This window comes from Williamsia sp. 1135 (assembly GCF_002095395.1).
GTDB lineage: Bacteria > Actinomycetota > Actinomycetes > Mycobacteriales > Mycobacteriaceae > Williamsia.
Window position 1 is genome coordinate 121,434 of the sequence record NZ_MJEI01000095.1, and the last position, 21,465, is coordinate 142,898.

Annotated in this window: 21 protein-coding genes; 11 read left to right on the plus strand and 10 right to left on the minus strand. The window is 65.5% G+C overall.

Features of this window, described 5'->3' with window-relative positions; genetic code table 11:
* Positions 1-2 precede the first annotated feature (2 nt).
* Positions 3-1,439 carry a hypothetical protein gene (locus BFL43_RS15330; RefSeq protein ID WP_084893372.1) on the minus strand — a complete coding sequence of 479 codons (1,437 nt, stop codon included), beginning with the start codon at positions 1,437-1,439 and terminating at the stop codon, positions 3-5.
* 17 nt (positions 1,440-1,456) lie between these two features.
* Positions 1,457-2,413, minus strand: a complete 957-nt coding sequence (locus BFL43_RS15335) for a Ppx/GppA phosphatase family protein (RefSeq protein ID WP_084893373.1) — start codon at positions 2,411-2,413, stop codon at positions 1,457-1,459.
* A 52-nt stretch (positions 2,414-2,465) separates the two neighbouring features.
* Between BFL43_RS15335 and BFL43_RS15340 the strand changes: the two genes are divergently transcribed.
* Entirely contained in the window at positions 2,466-3,299 is an 834-nt protein-coding gene (locus BFL43_RS15340) for a hypothetical protein (protein WP_143695343.1), read from the plus strand.
* 36 nt (positions 3,300-3,335) lie between these two features.
* Here the strand turns inward: BFL43_RS15340 and BFL43_RS15345 are convergent, their stop codons facing one another.
* From BFL43_RS15345 to BFL43_RS15360, 4 genes are all read right to left on the minus strand, one after another.
* Positions 3,336-4,025 (minus strand): response regulator transcription factor, encoded by a 690-nt coding sequence (locus BFL43_RS15345; RefSeq protein WP_084893375.1) that lies wholly within the window; start codon positions 4,023-4,025, stop codon positions 3,336-3,338.
* A complete protein-coding gene (locus tag BFL43_RS15350) occupies positions 4,022-5,326 on the minus strand; it encodes an ATP-binding protein (protein WP_240498288.1) in 1,305 nt (434 codons plus the stop codon). The genes BFL43_RS15345 and BFL43_RS15350 overlap by 4 nt, the downstream gene beginning before the upstream one ends.
* Before the next feature lie 164 nt (positions 5,327-5,490).
* Positions 5,491-5,826, minus strand: coding sequence for a GNAT family N-acetyltransferase (locus BFL43_RS15355; protein WP_084893408.1), 336 nt, complete (start codon positions 5,824-5,826; stop codon positions 5,491-5,493).
* 96 nt (positions 5,827-5,922) lie between these two features.
* On the minus strand, positions 5,923-6,669 hold the full coding sequence (locus BFL43_RS15360; RefSeq protein ID WP_084893376.1) for a phosphoglyceromutase: 747 nt from the start codon (positions 6,667-6,669) through the stop codon (positions 5,923-5,925).
* A gap of 64 nt (positions 6,670-6,733) precedes the next feature.
* On the opposite strand from BFL43_RS15360, the gene BFL43_RS15365 reads away from it, so the two are divergent.
* The 3 genes from BFL43_RS15365 to BFL43_RS15370 all read left to right on the plus strand — a co-directional run bounded on the left by BFL43_RS15365 (position 6,734) and on the right by BFL43_RS15370 (position 9,395).
* Complete coding sequence (locus tag BFL43_RS15365) at positions 6,734-7,474, plus strand: tyrosine-protein phosphatase (protein ID WP_084893377.1); 741 nt, start codon at positions 6,734-6,736, stop codon at positions 7,472-7,474.
* 63 nt (positions 7,475-7,537) lie between these two features.
* Positions 7,538-7,708 (plus strand): hypothetical protein, encoded by a 171-nt coding sequence (locus BFL43_RS28630; RefSeq protein ID WP_206186680.1) that lies wholly within the window; start codon positions 7,538-7,540, stop codon positions 7,706-7,708.
* A gap of 223 nt (positions 7,709-7,931) precedes the next feature.
* On the plus strand, positions 7,932-9,395 hold the full coding sequence (locus BFL43_RS15370) for an MFS transporter (RefSeq protein ID WP_084893378.1): 1,464 nt from the start codon (positions 7,932-7,934) through the stop codon (positions 9,393-9,395).
* Positions 9,396-9,470: 75 nt separating this feature from the next.
* On the opposite strand, the gene BFL43_RS15375 is transcribed toward BFL43_RS15370, so the two are convergent.
* From BFL43_RS15375 to BFL43_RS15390, 4 genes are all read right to left on the minus strand, one after another.
* Positions 9,471-11,078 carry an AMP-binding protein gene (locus BFL43_RS15375; RefSeq protein ID WP_084893379.1) on the minus strand — a complete coding sequence of 536 codons (1,608 nt, stop codon included), beginning with the start codon at positions 11,076-11,078 and terminating at the stop codon, positions 9,471-9,473.
* A 61-nt stretch (positions 11,079-11,139) separates the two neighbouring features.
* Entirely contained in the window at positions 11,140-11,817 is a 678-nt protein-coding gene (locus BFL43_RS15380; RefSeq protein ID WP_084893380.1) for a YbjN domain-containing protein, read from the minus strand.
* Positions 11,814-13,193 carry a D-inositol-3-phosphate glycosyltransferase gene (mshA, locus tag BFL43_RS15385; RefSeq protein ID WP_084893381.1) on the minus strand — a complete coding sequence of 460 codons (1,380 nt, stop codon included), beginning with the start codon at positions 13,191-13,193 and terminating at the stop codon, positions 11,814-11,816. Before mshA ends, BFL43_RS15380 begins: the two co-directional genes overlap by 4 nt.
* A complete protein-coding gene (locus BFL43_RS15390) occupies positions 13,190-14,068 on the minus strand; it encodes an alpha/beta hydrolase (RefSeq protein WP_084893382.1) in 879 nt (292 codons plus the stop codon). Before BFL43_RS15390 ends, mshA begins: the two co-directional genes overlap by 4 nt.
* 125 nt (positions 14,069-14,193) lie before the next feature.
* Between BFL43_RS15390 and BFL43_RS15395 the strand changes: the two genes are divergently transcribed.
* The 7 genes from BFL43_RS15395 to BFL43_RS15425 all read left to right on the plus strand — a co-directional run bounded on the left by BFL43_RS15395 (position 14,194) and on the right by BFL43_RS15425 (position 21,391).
* Positions 14,194-15,162 (plus strand): pirin family protein, encoded by a 969-nt coding sequence (locus tag BFL43_RS15395; RefSeq protein ID WP_084893383.1) that lies wholly within the window; start codon positions 14,194-14,196, stop codon positions 15,160-15,162.
* Between the two features lie 126 nt (positions 15,163-15,288).
* Positions 15,289-16,590: an aspartate aminotransferase family protein gene (locus BFL43_RS15400; RefSeq protein WP_084893409.1), complete on the plus strand. Its 1,302-nt coding sequence runs from the start codon at positions 15,289-15,291 to the stop codon at positions 16,588-16,590.
* A gap of 47 nt (positions 16,591-16,637) precedes the next feature.
* Positions 16,638-17,885 carry a cytochrome P450 gene (locus tag BFL43_RS15405; RefSeq protein WP_084893384.1) on the plus strand — a complete coding sequence of 416 codons (1,248 nt, stop codon included), beginning with the start codon at positions 16,638-16,640 and terminating at the stop codon, positions 17,883-17,885.
* The gene (locus tag BFL43_RS15410; RefSeq protein WP_084893385.1) at positions 17,882-18,460 is read left to right on the plus strand and encodes a TetR/AcrR family transcriptional regulator; all 579 of its coding nucleotides are present in this window, start codon (positions 17,882-17,884) and stop codon (positions 18,458-18,460) included. Before BFL43_RS15405 ends, BFL43_RS15410 begins: the two co-directional genes overlap by 4 nt.
* A 104-nt stretch (positions 18,461-18,564) precedes the next feature.
* The gene (locus BFL43_RS15415; RefSeq protein ID WP_084893386.1) at positions 18,565-19,554 is read left to right on the plus strand and encodes a zinc ABC transporter substrate-binding protein; all 990 of its coding nucleotides are present in this window, start codon (positions 18,565-18,567) and stop codon (positions 19,552-19,554) included.
* A gap of 74 nt (positions 19,555-19,628) precedes the next feature.
* Positions 19,629-20,501 (plus strand): metal ABC transporter ATP-binding protein, encoded by an 873-nt coding sequence (locus BFL43_RS15420; RefSeq protein ID WP_084893387.1) that lies wholly within the window; start codon positions 19,629-19,631, stop codon positions 20,499-20,501.
* Positions 20,498-21,391, plus strand: coding sequence for a metal ABC transporter permease (locus tag BFL43_RS15425; RefSeq protein ID WP_084893388.1), 894 nt, complete (start codon positions 20,498-20,500; stop codon positions 21,389-21,391). Before BFL43_RS15420 ends, BFL43_RS15425 begins: the two co-directional genes overlap by 4 nt.
* The last annotated feature ends 74 nt before the right edge of the window (positions 21,392-21,465 follow it).

Genomic DNA, 21,465 nt, shown 5'->3' on the forward strand with positions numbered 1-21,465 from the left:
CCTCAGTCTCCGGCGACGAGCAACAGCACCAACGGACCAATCGTCACGAGCAAGCCGACACCCAATGCCAGCAGGGTGCTGATCAGATCCTGGCTGCGCCGCACGACGTGCACCAGGGTGACCAACCCGAAGATCACCGCGACCGCGAGTATGAGTGCGAAATACACATTCCAGCGCCACAATTCGGTGAAGCCCCAGAAGAGCGCGACGCCGACGGCCAACCCGGCCAGCACCTGACCGATGAGCAACAGCCACTGGACCGACGGCGACTTGTCCGTGGACTCCGCGGGAGCCGCCTCATCGTGGGCGCGGTCACCGGCGGGCGGGTGCTCCTGTGCCGCGGCCGATCCGGTCAGCCGGGTCCGCACAGCATCGGCACCCGAGTTCGCGTCGTCGCCCGGCGTCTCTACTGACGACGGCTCTCCGGCCGGGGTCTCGACGGCCGGGGTTGCGCTCGCAAACGCCCCGAATCCACGGGTATCCGCCTGGGCGGGTGCAGCATTCGACTCATCGGAGCTCGCACGCTTCGTGGTGTCGACGCGGGACGACGCGTCGTCGTCGACGTCGAAACGCAGGTATCGGCCGGTATCGGCCGGCGCAGCCCCGGGCGCAGGCGACTGAGCCGGTGTGGCGGACTCGGCGGGCACAGGCGGAGGCGGACCGTCCGTGGCGAAGGCCGGAGGGTACGGCGGCGGTGTCGCGGTGACCGTCGGTATGAGCTGCGTCACTTCATGATCGGTATCGTCCGCTTGGTCCCGAGAGGTCCTCGGCGATGCAGGTGCGGACGGCGTGGCCGCGGCCGCCTTCTTGCGTCCGAATCCCAGGATGCCGCGTTTCTTCTTCGGCTCACCGGTCGGTGACGGGGTCGCGTCGACGTCCTCGAAATTGCGGTATGCCTCGAACTCGCGGTCCCGCTCGGCGGCGCTGAGAACCCGATGATCATCCTGACGATCGCGGTTCGGGTCCTCGTCGTCGACCTGCGAGTACGCCTGCACCGAGGAGATGACGCCGGTGGTCTCGGAGTCCGAATGCTGATCGGACGTATCGGCGACAGACGGCCCCGTCGCCTGGGGTTCGGCCTTTTCCGGTTCCGGGTCGGACGGGGCCTCCTCCTGCTCCGCCGAGTCAGCTGACACCGCGGGGGCGGGCTTCGTCTCGGCGACGTCGGCCTCGGGCGCCGACGATCCGGCACGCTCGGAGACGTCAGCAGAATTGAAGTCGCGGGTGGGCGGCGGTGTCGTGGGCTCGGCGATACGCGGGATCTCGCCGGTCAGCTCGGCGACGGAGATGCCGTCCTTACCACCGCGATGGCGGCGGCCGGTGGCTGCCGGTGAGTTGGCCGCTGCCTCGGCGACGTCCGTCGCACCGGCCTCTTTGGCGCGCGCCAGCAACTCGGCAACCGAGATGGGACGTGAATCGGGATCCGATCCTCTGGCCATGAGTTAGTTCACCATCCTTAGCGTTCGCCCGCCGGCAACTCGGTGTCGCTGGACTCCAGATCCAGTCTGCGCAGAATGACACCTTCGCGTAGGGCCCATGGGCATATCTCCAAAGTATCGATCGACAGCGCGCGCATGCTCGCCTCCGCGACGAGTGCGCCCGCCACCAGCTGTCCTGCGCGGTCCACACTCACCCCCTCCAGTTCGGCTCGATCCGCTGCAGTCATCCGGGAGATGAACGCGATCAACTGTCTCAAACCACTGATGGTCAGTGTCCTCTTGACTCGGGGTCCTGCGCTGGAAGGGGCCGCACCGGTGAGTCGCGCCAGCGAGCGGAACGTTTTGGACGTGCCCACCGCCAGGTCCGGGGAGCCCGCTGCGATGAGTTCTTTGGCGCCCGCCGCGAGCTCGGCATCGAGCCAGTCACGCAACACCGCAACGCGCCGCCGGCCAGGGGGGTCCTCCATGAGCCACTCCCTGGTGAGCCTGCCCGCTCCCAGCGGCAGCGACAGCGCGACGTCCGGTTCCTCGTCGACCCCATTCGACAGCTCCAGCGAGCCGCCACCGATGTCGAGGGCGACAATCCGGCCAGAACCCCACCCGTACCAGCGGCGCACCGCCAGCGAGGTCAGGCGGGCCTCGTCGACACCCGAGAGCACCACGACCCGCACCCCGGTCGCCTCGGCGACGCGTTCGAGCACCTCGTCGCAGTTCGCCGCGTCGCGTACCGCCGAGGTGGCGAACGCCATGACCTGCTTGCAACCCGAGGTGTAGGCGATTTTCGTGAACTCGTCGACCGAGTCGATCAACCCATCGGCACCGCGCTGCGAGAGCCGGCCATCGGCATCGATCTGCTCGGCCAGCCGCAGTGTCGACTTCGTCGAACTCATCGGGGTCGGGTGACCGCCCCGGTGGGCATCGACAACCAACAGGTGGACTGTGTTACTGCCGACATCAAGCACTCCTAAACGCACGGGTTACAACTTAGTGCGTCTACCGTTGGTGATTGTGCACGCAGCCTCTAAAATCGACCCGGCCCCGGAAGTTCCTCTGGACTTTCCGCGCGAGTGGTACGAGTTCGCCGACCCCGAAAACCCAGAACACATCATCAACGCCGACCTCACCTGGTTGTTGTCGCACTGGACCTGTGTCTTCGGCACCCCTGCTTGCCAGGGCATCATCGAAGGCCGCGAGAACGACGGCTGTTGCAGCCACGGGGCCTACCTGTCCGACTCAGATGACCGCAAGATCCTGGCGAAGGGCATGGCGATGCTCACCCCTGCGGACTGGCAGAACTACGAAAAGGGCACGGGCAAAGACCCTTTGGGCAAACGCGGATACCTTGAAGAGGATGAGCTCGACGGCGAGCTCGCCCTCAAGACCCGCAAATACAAGGGCGCCTGCATCTTCCTGAACCGGCCGGGTTTTTCCGGCGGTCAGGGCTGCGCCCTGCACTCGATGGCGCTGCGCAAGGGTATCGAGCCACTCGAGGTCAAACCCGAGGTGTGCTGGCAGCTCCCGGTGCGACGTGAGCAGCAGTGGGTGGAACGGCCCGACGGCGAGCAGGTCCTCAAGACCACCATCACCGAGTTCGACCGGCGTGGCTGGGGGTCCGGGGGCGCCGACCTCGAGTGGTACTGCTCCGGATCCCCCGACGCACACATCGGCGCGAAGCAGGTCTGGCAGTCTTACCGGCCGGAGTTGATCGCGCTTCTCGGCGAGCCCGCCTACGAGGAACTCGCGAAGGCCTGCCGGCGTCGCCAGGGACTCGGGCTCATCGCGATCCACCCGGCCACCGCCGCCGCCACCAAGCGTCAGGAGGGCGACATCAAGTACGCCCAGCACCCGGAAGAGGCCTGAGCCCTACTCCCCCAGACCCGCGGTGTGGGCCGGGGCTCAGGGCTCGAACTTGTAGCCCAGCCCTCGCACGGTCACCAGGTGCTTGGGATTGCCGGGATCGGATTCGATCTTCGACCGCAGCCGCTTCACATGCACGTCAAGGGTTTTGGTGTCGCCGACATAATCGGCACCCCAGACCCGGTCGATGAGCTGCCCCCGGGTCAGCACCCGGCCCGCGTTGCGCAAAAGGTACTCGAGGAGATCGAATTCTTTGAGCGGCAACGTGATCGACTGTCCGCTGGCGGAGACCGTGTGGCGCTCGACGTCCATCGACACCGGTCCCGCCTCGATGAGCCCGCCGTCGAGGTCGATCGCTTCGCCTGCGTCACCGCCGCGGCGGAGCACCGCCCGGATCCGGGCGATCAGCTCGCGAGCCGAATAAGGTTTGGTCACATAGTCATCGGCGCCCAGTTCGAGTCCGACGACCTTGTCGATCTCGCTGTCGCGCGCGGTCACCATGATCACCGGCGTCGACGAACGGGCCCGAATGGCTTTGCAGACCTCGGTGCCCGAGGCTCCGGGCAACATCAGGTCGAGCAGCACGATGTCCGGGCTCACCCTCTCGAACTCAGGCAGCGCCGAGTTGCCGTCGGTGACGATCGTGGCTTCGAAACCCTCTTTTCGAAGCAGGAACGCGAGCGGGTCGGCCAAGGATTCTTCGTCCTCGACGATCAGCACATGTGTCAACGGCTCAGTTCTCTCTCTTCGTGGACCACGATTGCGGTCTTGTCTGATTCTCTGGCCGCGGAGGCCGACGGTCGAGCCGCCGCGGCGAGTGGGATGGTGAGGGTGAAGGTGGAGCCGGTTCCGGGTTTGCTCCACAGTTCGATGGCGCCACCGTGGTTGCTGGCGACGTGCTTGACGATCGCCAGTCCCAGGCCGGTGCCGCCGGTGGCGCGCGAGCGGGCCTTGTCGATACGGAAGAAGCGCTCGAACACCCGCATCTGATGCTGGGGCGCGATACCGATGCCGCGGTCGGTGACGGCGATGGCCACCATCGGCCTGCCGTCGACGTTGATCACCCGCCTGCTCATGGAGACTGCTGTCCCGCTGGGTGAATAGGCGATCGCATTGGCCACCAGGTTGTTCAGCGCCGTCAGCAGCAGGGTGTGGTCGCCGTGGACTTGCAGGCCCGAGTCGTCGTCGGTGGTGAGCTTGATGCCCGCGGCCTCGGCGTTGATCTGGGCCCGGTCCAGCACCTCGTCGATCAGGACGTCGACCTCGACATCCTCCAGATCCGGCAGTCGCTCGGCACCCTGCAGTCGCGACAGCGCGATCAGCTCCGACACCATGTTGCCCAGGCGCATCGATTCGATGCGGACCCGCTCACCGAAGTGCTCCACCGAGTACGGGTCATCGGACGACTCCATCAGCGCTTCGGCCAGGAGCCCGATCGCGGCGACGGGGGTCTTCAATTCGTGGGAGACGTTGGCGACGAAGTCGCGGCGGGTCTCCTCGACCCGGATGTTCTCGGAGTCGTCGTGGCCGTAGACGACCGCATATCGCTCGCCACCGTCGGCGATCAGTTCGGACAGGCACGACACCGACTGGATCTTGCGACCCGGTGCGCGGCCGGTCGACACGAAGGCACCTGTGCCCTGCGGCGGCACGAACGTGAACCGACCGTTGTCGCCGCTCTCCAGGGTGTAGCGGGCATACTCCCAGACCGAATCGTCCAGCAGATGATCGTGGACCATCCCCAGGTGGACGGCCTGCTCGTTGTAGAAGACGACGTCGCGCACGTCGTCGACCACCGCGACGCCGGTCTCGCCGCCTTCGACGATGAGGTCGAGCAGCATCGCGCGCGTCATCCGGGTGGCGGCTTGGGGCGGCGGTGTCGCCTGCAGCACGGTCGGGACCGCCGGGGCGACGATTTCGGCTGATTCGGACGATTCAGGCAGGTCTCTGCGTCGGCCGACGAGCCATCCGGCCGTCGCGCCGATCAGTAGCGCCAGCAACGCCACGCCCGCGACAACAAATGCGGTCACAGACAAATCTTACGGGCAGCTGAACATGACACCTATGCAGAATGCTCGGCATCGGGTGCCGGTAACAAGTCAGCGCGCCAGAGTTGGGACGTTGTTCACCCGATTGTCGCCAGAATGGCCCCGGCGGCGCATTTGTTTCGACCCGTGACCGTTTTGGATTTCGCTCAGCGGGTCACTTCAGTGGCCATACCCGCGTATTCAGGGTTCTTGTCGATGAAATACCCGACATAGGAGCACAACGGCACGACCTGCTTACCCGATTGCGCGATGTCGTCGAGCACGTATTTGACCAGGTGGGCGGCATACCCGTGGCCACTGAACTGGCTGTGCACCACGGTATGGGTCAGCAGCACCTGTTCGGGTTCGCTGACGTAGTCGAGATAGCCGACGTAATCGTCGCCGACAAATATCTCGTACCGTTCTTGCGCGAGTGAATGGGTCACCCGAATTGTGGAATCACGTGTGTCGGTCCCGGTCCCAGATGTGTTTTCTCCCGCCATGGAACCAGGGTAGACCTCGCTTTCGACCACCAGCGCTGGTTGCACGAAGAGGTGCGGATTCCGTCGCCGCAGGCGGCGATGGCGCGCGAATCCGTACTATTTGCTGCCTTGCGCGGCCACTGCGGCCGCACCCGCAGCAGCCGCGTCAGGGTCCAGGTAGGTGCCACCCGGGTTCAGCGGTTTCAGGTTCTCGTCGAGGTCGTACCGCAGCGGGTTGCCGGTCGGGATGTTCAAGCCGGCGATGTCCTCGTCGGAGATGCCGTCGAGATACTTCACCAGAGCGCGCAATGAGTTGCCGTGCGCGGCGACGAGCACCGTCTTGCCTGCCTTGAGATCCGCGGCAATGGCTTCCTCGAAGTACGGGATGAGCCGGACCACAACGTCTTTGAGGCATTCGGTCAGCGGCACCTCGGGCAGGTCGGCGTAGCGGACGTCGGCGTCCTGGCTGTACTCGGCACCCTTCTCGATCGGGGGCGGCGGGGTGTCATAGCTGCGGCGCCACAGCATGAACTGCTCGTCACCGAACTTCTCTTTGGTCTCGGCCTTGTTCAGACCCTGCAGGGCGCCGTAGTGCCGCTCGTTGAGTCGCCAGTCGCGGATCACCGGGATCCAGTGCCGGTCGGCGGTGTTCAGGGCGATCTCGGCGGTCGTGATCGCGCGCCGCAGCAGCGACGTGTAGAGGACGTCGGGCAGCACGTCGTGCTCGACGAGCAGCTCGCCGGCCCGCACGGCCTCGGCCCTGCCCTTGTCGGTGAGGGCAACGTCGACCCAGCCGGTGAACTGGTTGGACGCGTTCCATTCGCTCTCGCCGTGCCGCATCAGGATCAGGGTTCCGTTGCTCATGAGGCAATAGTTTTCCACAGGCCGACCCGCCCGGTTGCCCCCGCGACCACATACACTGACCGCCATGCTCTCCGGCGCCTGGAATTTCCGCGATGTGTCCGACCTGAAAACCGACGAAGGACGTTGTGTCGGTTCAGGTTTCCTCTTCAGGAGTTCAGAACTCAGTTCCCTGGAGGACACCGGCGGGCAAGATCTCGTCAACCTCGGTGTGACCGACATCTTCGATGTCAGGGATATAGGCGAGATAGAGCGCAGTGGTACGGACAGGGTCCCCGCCGGCATCGAGGTCCACGTCCTGCCCTTTGACCTGCGCCCGGACGGCAAGGCCCCACACGAGATCTCTCGTGAGGAGTACATGGCGAACCGCACCCGATACCTGTCCCAGGTCTACGCGACGATGCCGATGCTGCCGGGAGCGATGAACTGCATCGAACAGGTCATCAAGTTGCTCGGCGACCCCGATCGGCGGGTGCTCGTCCACTGCGCTGCAGGAAAGGATCGGACCGGCTGGGTGGTCGCCCTGGTGCTCGGTGCCCTGGGTGTCGCCCGAGACGAGGTCCTGAAGGACTACCTGGAAAGTAACGCGAGCATCGGGCCTCTACGGGCCCACATGCAGAAGATCTACGGCCCACCCGACGGCGAGCCCATCGAGATCTCGGATGATCTGCTCGGCGTCAACGAGGTGTATCTGGCCGCCGCACAACAAGCGATGCTCGATACGTATGGGTCGCTCGAGGACTACCTCGCCGCCTGCCGGGTGACCGGGGACGACCTCGAGCGTCTGCGGGCCCGCCTCCTGGTCTGAGGGCCCCTTCGCACCGTCATCTTCGGCACGGTCGGCGGCGTTATCGGCACGGTCGACGGTTGTTTGAGCCCGCTCAACGGCGGTATCGGCACGGTCGACGGTTGTTTGAGCCCGCTCAACGGCGGTATCGGCACGGTCGACGGCGGTATCGGCACGCTCGACGGAAGTCTGAGCGAGGGAGCGCAGCGACCGACGCGAGGACCGGGAGGCGCGGCCGACGGAAGGTCGGACTGAGCGAGCGAAGCGATGCGAGGACCCGGCAGGAGGCCCCGCGTGCTCTGGACAGAGGAGCGAGGGAGCGCAGCGACTGAGTCGACGAAGGAAGAGCACGCGCTGAAGGGCCGAACTGCCCGCGAGCGGAGCGAGCCAAACCATCACAGCGAGCCAAACCAACACAGCGCAGGTCACAGCCCTGTCTGATTTGTTGCATTCCGCATTTGCATGCATGATGCAAGTAATGACTACCGCGCCTGAGAAGTCCTCGAACCCGCGATTGCTGATCGCTGTGCTCTGCTTCGGCGGACTGCTGGCGTCGTTCATGCAGACTCTCGTGATCCCCATCGTCGGCAAGCTGCCGGAATACCTCAACACCAGCGCCGACAACGCCTCGTGGGTCATCACGTCGACGCTACTGGCCGCTGCGGTCGGCATGCCGATCGCCGGGCGGCTCGCCGACATGTTCGGCAAACGCGCCGTGATCCTGGGGTGTATCGCCGCGATGATCGTCGGCTCGGTCATCTGCGCACTGACGTCGCTGGTGGTTCCGATGATCGTCGGACGTGGACTGCAGGGCCTGGCGATGGGCCTGATCCCCTGCGGCATCAGCCTCCTGCGCGACAAGCTCTATCCGGCCCATATCCCCGGGGCGATCGCCACGATGTCGGCGACCCTCGGTGTCGGCGGCGCCATCGGCCTGCCGGTCGCGGCATGGATCACACAGACCTTCGACTGGCACGTGCTGTTCTGGACGTCCGCCGGACTCGCCACCTTCACGTTCATCCTGGTGTTCACGCTCGTCAGCGAGTCGCATGTGCAATCGCCGGGCACCTTCGACGTCATCGGCGCCGTCGGACTGACCACCGCGCTCGTGGCGTTGTTGCTCGCGCTGTCGAAGGGTGCCACCTGGGGTTGGACCAGCGCCATGACGTTGGGACTGACCGTCGCCGGTCTGGCGATCCTGGCCATCTGGGGCTGGTTCGAACTACGCACGAAGACCCCGCTTGTCGATCTGCGCACGTCCCGGCAGCCGATCATCGTCCTGACCAACGCGGCTTCGGTGCTCGTCGGCTTCTCGCTGATGGCGATCGGCCTGTCCGCCCCGCAGCTGCTGCAGATCCCGAACATCCCCGGGGTCGTCGATTACGGCATGGGTGAGACGATCCTCGCGACCGGCCTCATCCTGGCTCCGGGCGGACTCATGATGATGTTCCTCTCCCCGGTGTCCGCGCGGCTCAACATCGTCATCGGCCCGAAGTTCACGCTGCTGATCGGCGCCTCGGTGATCGCAGCCGGATACGTGACGTCGGTTTTCCTGATGGCCGAACCGTGGCAGATCCTCGTCGCCAACATCATCGTCAGCGCCGGTGTCGGCATCGGGTACTCGGCGATGCCCGCGCTCATCATGTCCGCGGCTCCGCTGCATCAGATGGCCGCCGCGAACAGCCTGAACTCCCTGATGCGCTCGATCGGCACCGCGATCGCGTCAGCGCTGCTGGCGACCATCCTCGCCAGCTCGGTGATCGACCTCGGTGGCGGCCAGAGTGTGCCGTCGGAGTCCAGCTTCCGCCTGGTGTTCATCGTCGGCAGCATCGCGGCGATCGGTGCGGCGCTCCTGGCGCTGAGCATTCCGAACAAGTACGTGCGACCGCCGAAGTCGCTTGGTGCGATCGAGGCCAACGACAACGCCGAGGCTGTCTCCTAATCCCGCAAACGAGCCGGAAATACGAAGACGATCCACCTGTAGGCGGATCGTCTTCGTATATGTGGATCGTTTGGGTCAGGCGACGGGCTTGCGCAGATCCTTCCGAAGGATCTTGCCTGCCGCGCTCTTCGGGATCGCGTCGATGAACTCGACCTCACGAACCTTCTTGTGCGGAGCCACCTGCGATGCCACGAACTCGATCACCTGCTCACCGGTGAGGTCCGCGCCCTCACGCTTGACCACGAAAGCCTTCGGGATCTCTTCCCCGGTGTCGGCCTCGATGACGCCGATCACCGCGACGTCGGCGACGTCGTCGTGGGTGAGGAGCAGCGCCTCGAGTTCGGCGGGCGGCACCTGGTAGCCCTTGTACTTGATGAGCTCCTTGAGCCGATCGACGATGTAGACGAAGCCATCCGAGTCGACCTTCGCCATGTCGCCGGTGTGCAGGAAGCCGTCATCGTCGATGGTCTCCTTGGTCGCCGCGTCGTTGTTCAGGTACCCGACCATGACGTTCGGTCCGGACACCCACAGCTCGCCGGGCTCGCTCAAGCCCTCTGCCGGGATACCGATGTCCTCGCCGCTGGCGGGGTCGACGATCTTGTTCACGGTGTTGGGGATCGGCCATCCGCAGGAGTTCAGCGGAGCCTGCGGACCATCGCCCGGATCGACCGGGATCACATGGCTCACCGGGCTGAGTTCACTCATGCCGTAACCCTGGATGACCTGGGTGTTCAGCCGCTTCGCGACGGCCTTGCCGAGCTCTTCGTCGAGAGGGGCCGCGCCGGACATGATGGTGTTGATCGACGACAGATCGTAGTCCGCGACCAACGGGTGCTTGGCCAGCGCAACGGCGACCGGCGGTGCGATGAACACGTAGCTGCACTTGAAGTTCTGGATGGACTCCAGGAACTGCACGAGGTCGAAACGCGGCATCACGACGAGTTTCGCGCGGTTGTACAGCGCGAGGTTGAGCAGCACCGTCATGCCGTAGATGTGGAAGAACGGCAACACAGCCAGCACCGAATCGTCGTGGGACATCTTCAGCAGGGGCTGGCTCTGCGCGACGTTTGCGATCAGGTTGCGGTGCGTCAGCATCACACCCTTCGGATTGCCGGTGGTTCCCGAGCTGTAGGGCAGGACCGCCAGATGGGTGGCGGGGTCGAAGCTCACCTCAGGAGCGGGCAGCCCGGCCGCGAGCAGGTCGATCGCGTTCGGGTTCGGGCTCTCGGCCTCGCCGGGCCCGTTGAGGATGATCACCGCGCTCTCGGGCAGACCCACCTGCGCAGCTGCGGCTTTTGCGCCGTCGGCGAGCTGGGTGACGGTGATCAGCATCTTGGCACCGGAGTCGGTGAGCTGTTTGGCGATCTCGGGTGCGGTGAACAGGGCATTGACCGTGGTCGCGGTAGCACCTGCCCGCAGGATGCCGTGGAACACGAACGCGAAAGCCGACGTGTTCGGTGAGAGCAGAGCGACCTTGTCGCCGACCGCGATACCCCGTGCGGCCAATGCCCCGGCGAACGCGTTGATCCGTTTGATCAGTTCCCGGTACGTCGTGCCCTCGGTGGCGCCGGCGTCGATGAGCGCGGTCCGCTCCAGGTCTTCTTCGCTGATGTTGCCGAAGAGCGTCTCGTAGATCGAGCCGTCGGGAATTTCAACAGGCGGATACGGACTCGTGAAACTCATGACTGACTGACCTCCGGCATCGTGGGGTGACTTCTGCAGCAGAACATACCAATGATTGCTGTCAGGCTTTTACAGAATCGGACACATCATCCTCATCATCGCCGAGATTTCGGGGCGCGACGCCGTTTTGCACGACGGACTCCGCCCTGCTGCCCCCGGCTTGCGGCGCGCCGGCTCCGTCCGCTCTGCCTGCGCCGGCATCATCCGGCCGAACACCCCCGGGTTCATGCCCCTCGATCAGGTGCTCGAACGCCTTCAGGTTGTTCAACGACTCCCCTCGCGAGACCCGCCACGCCCATTCCCGGCGGATCGAGGTGATGAACCCGATCTCCAGCAACACGTTGAAATCGCCGTCGGCGGCTTCCAGCGTCTGACCGAGGAGCCGATCCAGTTCGGCCGCAGTGATGGAGTCGGCCGAATGCCTGCCCACCAGATAGATGTCGCCGGCGTTGTCGAGGGTGTACGCCACCCCGTAGAGCCGACGATTTCGCTTGAGCATCCATTTGTAGACACCCTCGTGATTCTCATCGGGCTTACGGCAGACAAACGCTTCCAGGCGCAGTCCGTGTGGACCCACCGTCAGCAGCACTGTTGTCTTGAGCTTCTTTTCGCCCGGCAGCTCGATCACGAAGTAGTCGGCGTCTTTTCCGCCGGAATCCTTGCGGCTGTAGGTCAGTTCACGCTCACCGAGGAAGTCCTCGATGATTCCGCTCAGGTCTGTGGTCACCTGTGTGGTCACGTACGTACTCCATTCCGTCGTCCTGCGAATCGGCGGGCGATCCGCGTCAATGGTCGATCGTCTTCGGTATCTGTTCCGTTGGCGGCCGGGACGGGCGAAGCGGCGGCCCGCGGCGCGACACGGCTGCGGAACGTCTCGATCGCCTTGCCGTAGCCGGCCAACAGTTGGTCCGCGGTGTGATCCCACGAGAAGTGTTGCGCATGTTGATGAGCCGCTGCGCCCATGGCTTCCAGCTTCGGCAGATCGCCGAGGAGCCGGTCCAGTTCGGCCGTCCAGTCATCGATGTCGTGCCCGTCGACGAGGACGCCGCTGACCCCGTTCTCGACTGCGACACCCAGCCCACCGACGTCAGCCGCGAGTACCGGCACTCCGGTCGCCTGGGCCTCGATGGCCACCAGCCCGAAACTCTCCGAATAGCTCGGGACGGCAACCAGATTCGACGCCCGGTAGACCTGGACGAGTCGCTGCGGCGACTGGGGCGGGATGAAGGTCACCGACGATTCGACACCGAGTTCCCTGGCCAGGTCGATCAACGAAGAGGGGCGGTCCAAGCCCGATCCGGACGGTCCGCCGGCGATCAGCAACCGCAGCTTCTTGCCGTCGGCGAGACCACGCCTGATCAGTGGCGCAGCTGCCCGGAGCAGAACGTCGGGGGCCTTGAGCGGCTGAATCCGCCCTACAAACGTCACCACGACCTCGTCTGGGTCGAGACCGAACTCGAGCCGAGCCTGGGTCCGCGAACCCGGGGTGTAGCACTCGAGATCGGCGCCGGGAGTGACCACGTCGATCCGTCGGGGGTCGGCCCCGTGGATCGAGATCAATTGCTGCGTCTCGGATTCGGTGTTCACGATCAGCCGATCTGCTTCATCGACGACCTGCTGTTCACCGACCTGTCGCATGGGCGGTTCAGGGGTGTCGCCCGCGGCAAGCGATGCGTTCTTGACCGCGGCGAGGGTATGGGCGGTGTGGACCAACGGCACCGCCCAGCGGTCGCGGACCAGCCAGCCGACCTGGCCTGACAGCCAGTAGTGCGAGTGCACCAGGTCGTAGTAGCCGACCGGCCGCCCCGCCTCGGCGCGCAGGACACCGGCGGTGAAGGCGCACAACTGGGTGGGTAGGTCTCGCTTGTCCAGTCCCTCGAAGGGACCGGCGACCACGTTGCGGACGGTCACTCCCGGCGCCGCAGTCACCACCGGTTCATCCGTGGAAGAAGTTGCCCGGGTGAATATCTCGACCTCGACCCCCCGCTGCGCCAACCGTTTCGCCGTCTGCCACACGTACACGTTCATCCCACCCGCGTCTCCGACACCGGGTTGGGCCAGCGGCGAAGTGTGTACCGAGATCAGTGCAACTCGACGCAGTCGTGAACCGGTCATCGCACACCGCCGGCCACGGACACACCGACGAGGAAGTCGTCGACCTCCCGGACGAACCGGGCCGGGTCGTCCAGGAACGGTGCGTGCCCGGCGCCGTCCCAAAACCGGGTCAGTGCGCCTGGGACGAGTCCGGCGAGATGTTCGGCGCTGGAGATGTCCACCACGCCGTCGGCAGTCCCGTGGATCAGCAGTATCGGCAGTCCCGACTGCTCCAACAACGCGTCGTTCGCGGCTTCCCGCGCGAACAACCCGGCGCGGATCTGTGGGGGCACGATCAGAGAGGTACCCAGAAGTCGTTGGGCGCACGCACCTTGCCCGGCCGGGGCCAATCCGCCGACAAATGACTGCAGCGCAGCGACCGCTGTAGCGGGGTCCTCGGAGTAGGCGTCGGGAAGAGCGGCCCGCATCTGTGGCCCCACTCGACCTCCTGCCTGTCCGCGTCCGATGGACGTGATGGCACCGACGAAGATCAGCCCGGCGGGAACGACCTCCCCGGCGCGGGCGAGGAAGTCAGCGATCACCAGGCCGCCGTAGGACCAACCCAGCAAGAACACCGGTCCACCGGGCGGCACCTCAGCGGCGAGGACGGCAGCGACGTCGCCACCGAAGTCCTCAGAGGTCAGCCGATCGACCGTGGGCACTCCCGAACCACCGTGGCCACGCAGATCCATCGTGATCACGCGGTACCGCCCCGCGAGGTCGTTGACCAGGCCATCCCCCCAGCAGTCGCCGGACTGCGCCCAACCGTGGATCAACAGCAATGTCGGGACATCGCCCGCGCTTGCGGTGTCATCTACCGAGTCGGCCGGGCCGGTGACCCGGTATGCGACGAGAGTGCCGTCGCCGGCGGCGACCCGGCGCGTGAAGGTGCCCATGCGTCCACACTAATCCTGCGGGCGCTGAGCACCGGCGGCCCGACGGGCGGCTCCCGTCCGGAACAAATCGGACCGCGGTCCGGTTACACTGGTCGTAAGAACTTCCAGCCTCGAAGGAGCACCTCATGCCCGCTGTGAGCGCAGATACCCTGACCCTCCCCCGCGTCGCCGGTCCGGTGGCCGCCGACACCCAGCGCCCGGTTCGCACGGTGACCACCGGCCCACGCGGCCACGAGGGCGAGGGATTCCCCGTGGTCCGCGCATTCGCCGGCGTGCCATCAACTGCTCTCGACCCCTTCGTCCACATGGACCAGATGGGTGAGGTCGAGTACGAACCCGGCGAGCCGAAGGGCACCAGCTGGCACCCGCACCGCGGCTTCGAGACGGTCACGTACATGATCGACGGCCGCTTCGCCCACCAGGATTCCCATGGCGGCGGCGGGATGATCGAAGACGGCGCCACGCAGTGGATGACCGCCGGTTCGGGCATCCTGCACATCGAGACACCGCCGGCCGAGCTGGTCGAGAGCGGCGGCCTCTTCCACGGCATCCAGCTGTGGGTCAACCTGCCGAAGCGCGACAAGTTCACCGACCCGGCCTACCAGGCCATCGAGGGCAACCAGGCCACCCTGGTGAGTTCCCCTGACGGCGGCGCACTCGTCCGCATCATCGCCGGCAACGTCGGCGAGCACCGCGGCCCGGGTTCGACCCGCACCCCGATCACCCTGGCCCATGCCACGCTGCAACCGGGTGCCGCTGTGGACCTGCCATGGAACCGCGACTTCAACGCCCTCGTCTACGTGCTGTCGGGGCGTGGCACCGTCGGACCGGTCGGCAATCCGATCCAGCAGGGACAGCTCGCGGTGCTCGGGCCCGGCGACCGCATCTCGCTGGCGGCGGCCGAGAACCAGGATTCGAACCGTCCGGCTCTCGAGGTGCTGCTGCTCGGCGGACAGCCGATCCGCGAGCCGGTCTTCCAGTACGGCCCCTTCGTGATGAACTCCAAGGCCGAGCTGGTCGAGGCGGTCGAAGATTTCAATGCCGGCAGGTTCGGTCAGATCCCGCCCGGCGCACTGATGCCACACACCGTCTGAGTCCGGGGATCCTCGTCCCCGGCAAGGGCCGCCGAGGGGAATCTTCCCCCGGCGGCCTTTCAGGGGGACAAATCTGGTGCGCACCTGAGATCGTTGGTCAACGCCAACCATCGACAGGAGTCCACCGTGACGAACTCGGAATTCTGGTCGACCGCCCGTGACCACATCATCCGCTATGGCGGCACGTTCACACCCCGGATCATCGAGCGCGCAAGCGGTTCCTACGTCTACGACTCCGACGGCATCCCTATCCTCGACTTCACGTCGGGACAGATGAGTTCGATTCTGGGCCATGGTCATCCGGAAATCGTCGAGGCCGTCCACACCGCGATGACGAATCTCGATCACCTTTTCAGCGGGATGCTCAGTCGCCCCGTCGTCGAGTTCGCGCGAGCTCTGTCCGCGACGCTACCCGCCGGGCTGGACAAGGTGATGCTCCTGTCGACCGGCGCCGAGTCCAACGAGGCCGCACTCAAGATGGCCAAGCTCTATACGGGCAAGTACGAGATCGTCTCGTTCGACCGTTCCTGGCACGGGATGACATCGGGCGCGGCCGCGGCGACCTATTCGGCAGGCCGTAAGGGTTACGGGCCGCCTCCACCCGGCAACTTCACCCTGCCGACGCCCAACGCCTATCGGTCACCGTTTAGCAATACCGGCGGTGACCACGATTGGCAGGGCGAACTCGACTACGGGTTCAACCTCATCGACCAGCAGTCCGCAGGATCGCTGGCCGCGTGCATCGTCGAGCCGATCGTGTCGTCGGGCGGTCTCATCGATCTGCCGGTCGGATACCTGACCGCGTTGAAGAACAAATGCGACGAGCGCGAGATGCTCTTGATCGCCGACGAAGCACAGACCGGACTCGGACGTACCGGAGCGATGTACGCGTTCGAGCGGGACGGCGCGGTCCCCGACATCATCACGCTGTCCAAGACGCTGGGGGCCGGGCTCCCGGTTGCCGCGGTCGTCACGTCTGCGAAGATCGAGGAACGCTGCCACGAGCGTGGCTACCTGTTCTTCACCACGCATGTCTCCGACCCTCTCGCGGGCGCTGTCGCCTCCACGGTGTTGCGCGTGGTGCAGCGCGACGATCTCGTCGGTCGCGCCGCCCGGTCCGGAAAACGACTGCGCGACCACCTCCTCGATCTGCAGTCACGGCACGAGGTGATCGGCGACGTCAGGGGTCGTGGCCTGTTCCAGGGCATCGAACTCGTATCCGACCGGCTGACCAAGGCGCCCGCCGACCAGCTCGGACAGCAGGTCACCACCGAATGCCTCGAGCGCGGACTACACATGAACATCGTCCAGCTGCCCGGGATGGGCGGCATCTTCCGATTGGCGCCGCCACTGAACATCAGCGATGACGACCTCGACCGCGCGATGGACATCCTCGACGATTCGCTGTCTGCGGCAATCAGGGCTTGATTCGTAAAAGCATTGACACTTACGCCCATCTGTCTCATTCTTGAGACATGACAGCCCATCTGTCCCACCGCAAACAGTTCCATCTCCTCTCCGGCGAGTCATGGCGTGAGCCGTGGCAGATGTACGCGGATCTGCGCGACCACGACCCTGTACACCGCGTTCACACCGACCATCCCGACAAGGACTTCTGGGTCCTCACGCGGCACGCGGACGTGAGCCGGGCAGCTGACAATTGGCGCACGTTCACCTCCACCAAGGGGCTGACCGTCACCTACGGCGAACTCGAGAGCATCGGCCTCGCCGACAATCCGCCCATGGTCATGCAGGATCCGCCACAGCACACCGATTTCCGGAAGTTGGTCGCTCGGGGCTTCACGCCCAAACAGGTCGCCGACATCGAACCCGCGGTCCGGGAATTTGTCACCGCGCGGCTCGATCGGCTCATCGAATCGGACGGCGGCGACATCGTCGCCGAGCTCTTCAAGCCACTCCCGTCGATGGTGGTCGCGCACTATCTTGGTGTGCCAAAGTCGGATCGGGAGGCGTTCGACGGGTGGACCGAGGCTGTCGTCGGTGCCGACACCTCCAACCTCGCGCAAGCAGGCGAAGCCGCCGCCGGCGCGATCATGGAGATGATGGCCTACTTCGGCCAACTCATCTCCTACCGCCGCGAGCACCCGGGCGACGACACCGTGTCGCATCTGGTGAAGGCAGGAGTTGCGGAGGACGGCAACACTGAGGGGTTGTTGTCGATCCTCGCCTTCACCTTCACCATGGTTGCCGGCGGCAATGACACCACCACCGGCGTTCTGGGCGGCGCGACCCAACTGCTCGCCGAGAACCCCGGCCAGCGAGCGGAACTCGCGGCGAATCCGGGCCTGGTCGGCGACGCGGTCGACGAGTTCCTGCGGTTGACCTCTCCTATTCAGGGTCTCGCCCGCACCACCACAGCGTCCGTCGAGTTCGACGGCGGCACCATCCCGGCCGACCGCAAGGTGCTGCTCGCCTACGGGTCGGCGAATCGGGATCCGCGCGCGTACGGCCCTGACGCAGACGTACTCGACATCCGTCGCCGCCCCCGCTACATCATGTCCTTCAGCCGCGGCGGTCACCACTGCCTCGGCGCTGCGGCAGCCCGGATGCAGGCCAGGGTCGCCATCGAAGAGCTGCTGAAGCGATGCCCCGAGTACACGATCGATCCGGGGTCGGTCACCTACGCCCAGGGGAACTACGTCCGGCGCCCGTCGACCCTGGCATTTCACCCGTCGTCACCGAACTCTACTGTGAGTCAATGACTTCGGAGACACCCCCGTGGATCGGCAGCAATCGGTCCGCCATGGCGGCCAATCGTATCCTCGATGTCGCCGCCGACCTGTTCCTCGCTCACGGCGTCGCGCCGGTGAACATGAATCAGATCGCCGCTGCGGCCGGATGTTCTCGTGCGACCCTCTACCGCTACTTCGCCTCCCGGGGCGACCTGTACATGGCCTTCGTCGAGCGGGAGACGCGAGCCCTGTCAAAGAAGATCGCTGACCGCGTCGCAGAAATTCCCGACCTACGCGAACAGGTCACCGAGGCGATCTTGGCTGCGGTCGACGGAGTCAGAACCGATCCGGTGTTGCGGACCTGGTTCCTCCCCGAATCAGCGGCGTTGACCGGAGCCATCGGGACCTCCTCGGAGTTGGTGAATCGCATCGCGGTCGCGTTCGTGCACGGAGAGGCACACGATCCCGGTGCCGAATCGAACCTGCAAGGCCGTTTCATGGTGCGAATCATCCTGTCGCTACTGATGACTCCAGGTGTCGACGCCGCCGAAGAACGAGAGCTCGTGCGTCGCTTCGTCACCCCGTCGGTCCTCGGGTCGAACTGATTTCACATCCCTGTCGGTAACGGTTATCATTAGCGTCTGTTCGGCGAAGTTCGCAGCGAGCCCTTGCGCGAATCGCCCTCACACGACGTGAAAGGTTCTTCCCGATGCGCACCTGGACCCGATTCCTGGGGGTCACCGCGGCCCTGACCCTGGCCACCGGGGTGGTTGCCGGATGCTCGTCCGACGACGCGGGCACCACCTCTGACGGCAAGGTCGACGTGGTCGCCTCCACCGACGTCTGGGGCGCGGTCGCCTCGGCGATCGGCGGCGAACACGCGCAGGTCACAGCGCTCTACACCTCGCCGGACGGCGACCCGCACGAGTTCGAGGCCAGCGCGAAGGACACGGCCAGAGTGTCCGACGCCGGCGTGGTGGTGCTCAACGGTGGTCATTACGACGCATACATGGAGGAGGCCCCGAAGGGTCCCGACGCCATCGTCGTCAACGCCTTCGATCTGATGGAGGGCGCCGAGCACTCCGAGGAAGAGGGCCACGAGCACGCAGATGGTGAAGCCCACGAAGAAGAGGGCCACGACCACACGCCCGGTGCGGTCAACGAGCATGTGTTCTACAACCTGACGGTCGTCGGCGAGGTCGCGAACAAGATCGCCAACGCGCTCTCCGAGAAAGACAGCGCGAACGAGCAGTACTACCGCAACAACGCGGGGACGTTCAACGAGCAGATCGCGCAGCTCCAAACCCAACTCGCCGCCATCAAGGCGGCCGATCCCGGTGCCCAGGTGGCACAGACCGAACCCCTCGCCGGTTATCTGCTCGCCGAAGCCGGCCTCGAGGACATCACCCCGGCCGGATTCCAGGACGCCGTCGAAGCCGGGCAATCGCCGTCGGCGCGCGATGTCGCCGCGACCCAGGACCTGCTCCGCGACCGGAAGGTGCGGGCACTCGTCTACAACACCCAGGCGGTCGACGAGAGCGCGAAAGCCCTACTCGACATCGCGAACACCGCAGGTGTGCCCGTCGTCGACTTCACCGAGACCCTTCCTGTCGGAGTCACCGACTACATCGCGTGGCAGCGGGCTAATGTTGAAACGCTGACGTCCGCCCTGGCGTCCGGCGCGACCAGTACCCCCTGATCGATCCAGCAAGCCCTGATCCGTCCAGCAAGCCCTGATCCGTCCAGCACCACCCGATGTAGGCAGCCCAACAGATGACCCAGCCCGAACCGGCACCCGTTCTCGGCGAGCAGCGGCCCGCTGCCGTCACCATCAGCGGCGCCCGGCTGTCATTCGGGCAACGGGTGCTGTGGGACGATTTCGACCTGACCCTCGCGCGTGGAGAGTTCGTCGCGATCTTGGGCCCGAACGGCTCCGGCAAGACCTCGTTGCTGAAAACCTTGCTGGGTCAGTATGAATTGGATGCCGGGTCGGTGACGGTCGCCGGTCGTACGCTCCGTCGCGGCGACAGCACGATCGGATACATCCCGCAGCAGCAGACCCACGATGAGGGTGTACCGCTGCGGGGTCGCGATCTGGTCGGCCTCGGGGTGGACGGTCAGACCTGGGGATTGGGATGGCGAAATCGGAAGCGCCGCATCAAGCTTGTCGACGACGCCATCGCCCAGGTGGACGCCCGCGACTTCGCCGATGCACCCTTGGGTCTGCTCAGTGGCGGTGAACAGCAGCGGCTGCGCGTGGCTCAGGCGCTGTCCGGAGATCCGACGGTACTCCTGTGCGACGAACCACTCCTGAGCCTCGATCCCGCCAACCAGGGCCGGGTGGCTGCCCTGATCGACCGGCGCCGGCGCGACCACGGCACCGCGGTGCTGTTCGTGACGCACGAGATCAACCCGATCCTCCCGTACGTCGATCGCGTCGTCTATCTCGTCGACGGCCGCTTCCGGATCGGAACACCCAGTGAAGTCATGACCTCGGAGACCCTGAGCGAGCTGTACCAGACCCGGGTCGACGTCCTGCACGTCCAGGGCCGGCTCATAGTCGTCGGGGCGGACGAATCCGCCTGCCACGGAGACCATCACCTCACAGATCAGCAGTTCGTCAGCACCTCAGAGGTCTCTGAGTGAGCGCCACCTGGTCCGATTTCTTCGACTTCGGTGAGACCGCCAATCTGCTGGGGTATCCCTTCGTACAGCAGGCACTGCTCGCAACAGCCCTGCTCGGCGTCCTCGGTGGCCTGCTCGGTCCGATGATCGTGAGCAGGCAGATGTCATTCGCGGTGCACGGTACAAGCGAGCTGACCTTCACCGGCGCAGCCGCCGCGCTACTGCTCGGATTCAGCGTCAACCTCGGCGGTCTGATCGGCGCGGTGATCGCCTCGGTGATCTTCGGATTGCTCGGAACCCGGGTCCGTGAACGCGATTCGGTGATCGGCGTGGTGATGGCCTTCGGCCTGGGACTGGGAGTGCTGTTCATCGCGCGCTACGGACGCACCGGAACCGGCTTCAACCTCCTCACCGGCCAGGCCGTCAACGCGGGATCCAAAGGTGTTGTGGCCGTAGTGATCACCACGGTCGTCGTGGTGGCGGTGATGTCCGTCATCTACCGGCCGCTGCTGTTCGCCAGCACCGATCCGCGGGTCGCCGAGGCACGCGGCGTGCCGATGAAACTACTCTCCGTGGTGTTCGCGGTGCTGCTGGGCGCCGCGGTCGCGCAAAGCGTACAGATCATCGGAGCGCTCCTGGTGATGTCGCTACTCATCACGCCGGCGGCCGCCGCGATGAGGATCTCGTCGAATCCGACAGTTGTACTGGGGTTGTCGATCCTGTTCGGTGTGGTCGCGGCCGTCGGTGGCATCATCCTGTCGCTGGCGCCTGCCCTGCCGCCGTCGGTGTTCGTCACCACGATCTCATTCGCCATCTATCTGGTGTGCCGCGTGGTCGGCACCCGCCGCTCGAAGACCTCGGGTCGGCGTCGCGTCCCGACGACGGGTTCATTGCTCAAGTCCGGCGCCTGACCGGTCAAACCCCTCGACCGGGCCGAACCGACCGTCGACCGGGCCGAAACCCGCGCCGAGCGTGCCGAAACAGC